This is a genomic window from Bacillota bacterium, from assembly GCA_040754675.1.
Classification (GTDB): Bacteria; Bacillota; Limnochordia; order Limnochordales; family Geochordaceae; genus Geochorda.
Genome location: JBFMCJ010000572.1, coordinates 1 through 2,522 on the forward strand (window position 1 = coordinate 1; position 2,522 = coordinate 2,522).

Genomic DNA, 2,522 nt, shown 5'->3' on the forward strand with positions numbered 1-2,522 from the left:
AAGGGTTTGACGAAATCCTTTAGAATTGTCTTACCGCCGGTGTACCCCAGAGCGCGGATCTCAGCGAGGAGCCGGTTGGCGTTGAACACGCCATCGGCCATCCTGGCCTTGAGGTAGTCCTTGTAGTCGTCGAGTTTGGATGGCCTGGGGGGCCTCGGTTTGTACTCGGGCAGTTCTTTGGCACGAAGATACTTCCGGACGGTCTTACGGTCGTGTCCGGTCCGCCTCGCTATTTCCCTGATGCTCAATCCTTCAGCGTAAATAACTTTGATATCCAAGATTTCCCCACCTCCGAGCAAGCTCGGCACCTCCGAAACCCGGCAGATTCCGGAGTGCCACTTCGAGGGGGTGGGGGACTTTTCATCCGACCCTAGATGGGGGATTTTACAACCGGCCGTGACACTTGCGACCCATGCGGATTTCGTGCAGAAAAGCATACCGTGCCGATTTGCAGCAGAACTGTCGTCTCAAGCTTCTCGTGGCCTAGCAGCTCTTTCACCGTTACGAGGTCGGCCCCCGCCTTCCTCAGGAAACGGGTCGCAAGGGTGTGCCTGAAGATGTGAGGTGAAACCTCAACCCCGGCTGCTCTCGCGTACTTGTGAAGCATGCGCCAAACGTCCGGGGGCGTCATAGACCCGCGCTGGCCGACAAAGAGCGGTTCGCCGGGTGCGGCCCTGGGACGCGTCGAGAGATAGGCTGCAAGGGCCCTGCGGGTTTCGACGCTCAGTGTGGTACTTCTCTGTACTTGTTCCCTTTGCCCCTGCGAACGGTCAAGACGCACTGCTGGCGAGAAAAGGCGGCCCGATTCTGGACGGAAGAAGACGGTTTATGCTGGGCCTTTATTTGCATAGACCACTACAACCTGGATCCTGTCGTGACAATGAGCAAGTCCGGGACGAGATTTGACGCACTAGACCCGGTACTGAAGGCGGTAAGAGATAGGTTTGGAGGAGTGGGGAAGGGAATCTATCAGGGAGTTGCCCTAAGACCCGACCATGGTTCCCAGTACACAAGCCGAACGTGATGCGGTTAATCAGCCTCTTGAAACCGCCATGAGTGACCAGCCCATTTCCGTTCTCGTCGAAAACAGTGAGCTGAACTTCCATGGACACGTGGAGCGGGGAAACAGGAGCAGCGGGAATGAAGTAGGTGGCAACGGCAACCATGTTTCCGCCCGGCGATCCTAGCAGTTCAATGTGTGCATCGGAGTTGTTCTTAGCGCCTTTCGGGAATTTAGTCCAAAGAACCTTGAGTTCGTGGGTAAGTAGAGACACTGAACCGTTATCGCCTGCGACCACTATCCCGTCGGGTAAAACAAGTGCCTGCGTCACATTGATCCCAGGCATCACATCTCGCCAATCCACCGTCAACACTGCCTCTCCGTCTGCAGCAGAAAACACAGCCAGACGACGCATTCCATCTTCATCCCGCTCCTCGGCCACAACGGCCGGCCCCTCGCAAAAAAGACCTCAGGCTCCCCCTGGTACTTACGCAAAAGTTCCAGTAATGCTATCCTAAAGCCTGGCGTCACTCGTGAATCAGCCTCTTTCGTTTCGGTGTTTTCCAACTCGAAGGAAAGCCACCAGTGACCTCTTTTGTCAAGGACCGCCTGTGTCCCGCCTTTCATGCCCGGACATTGCATCACTACTCGGGACTGCTCGCGACTTCGTGTCAGCAACCCAAGGGCCAGTTCCCGAGCACGACTGACCTTTAGAGAGCGATCTTTCTTCCTTCCGGAGACCCCGATTGATAGGTAAGACGTATTTGCTTCTAAGTCCTCGAATCCGTCCAGGATCTTGTCGATTGACTGACCTGCGTATGGCCTGCCTCTAGTGGGTCACGCCTTTAAGTAGGCGCTCCGCAGCGGGCTCGTGATGCGAGTCCCTGGACACCGACGAACTTCGCCCGCCTTTGCGAGACTTCTCAAATAGGCAGGCGTGCCGTACGCCCGGTTCCACGACGCCCGGCATACCTGGGCGACGATGATGCTGGAGGCGGGGGAGGACCCCAAGGTTGTTTCGGAGCTCCGGGGTCACTCGCCGATCGCCACGACGGCCGACACCTACGGCCACGTCACGGTCGGGCTGAAACGGCGCGCCGAGGCGAGAATGTCTTCTATAGTTGAGCAAGTAACGGCCAGGAAGGACCCGGACGGCCAGGTGCAGAAATGAACAACTTTCCCCCACGCACGGACATCATTCGGAGTCGAGCGGCGCGGATGCTGGTTCTCCAGGAGTCAGGCGGTCCCGATTTTCGCGCCTCTAGCAGGTGTTGGCCAGCTTTCGATTGCACCAAGATTGCACCAACTTGATGGGGTCCGGACGCTCATTTGGGCCTTACGCTGGTGGGCAGCAGAGGATTTGAACCTCTGACCTCGTGAATGTGAGTCACGCGCTCTAACCACTGAGCTAGCCGCCCACGCACTGAGAGTATAGCAACGGCTTAGTGATAAGGCAACATATTGTACTCGTTCGTGTCTGTCAAGCGGTTGTGGGTGAGAAGCCATGCCCCCATGTATTGGG

At 57.0% G+C, this 2,522-nt stretch carries 3 protein-coding genes and 1 tRNA gene; 1 reads left to right on the forward strand and 3 read right to left on the reverse strand.

The annotated features are described in order from the left end of the window. Both AB1609_21000 and AB1609_21005 read right to left on the reverse strand, forming a co-directional pair. On the reverse strand, positions 1-278 hold a 278-nt coding region (locus AB1609_21000), incomplete at its 3' end, for an IS21 family transposase (protein ID MEW6048914.1). A 92-nt stretch (positions 279-370) separates the two neighbouring features. Further along, complete coding sequence (locus AB1609_21005) at positions 371-781, reverse strand: tyrosine-type recombinase/integrase (protein MEW6048915.1); 411 nt, start codon at positions 779-781, stop codon at positions 371-373. Between the two features lie 1,156 nt (positions 782-1,937). Here AB1609_21005 and AB1609_21010 point away from each other — a divergent pair. Beyond that, entirely contained in the window at positions 1,938-2,171 is a 234-nt protein-coding gene (locus AB1609_21010; GenBank protein MEW6048916.1) for a tyrosine-type recombinase/integrase, read from the forward strand. Between the two features lie 171 nt (positions 2,172-2,342). Here the strand turns inward: AB1609_21010 and AB1609_21015 are convergent. Then, positions 2,343-2,418 (reverse strand) — tRNA-Val (locus AB1609_21015). Positions 2,419-2,522: the final 104 nt, after the last annotated feature.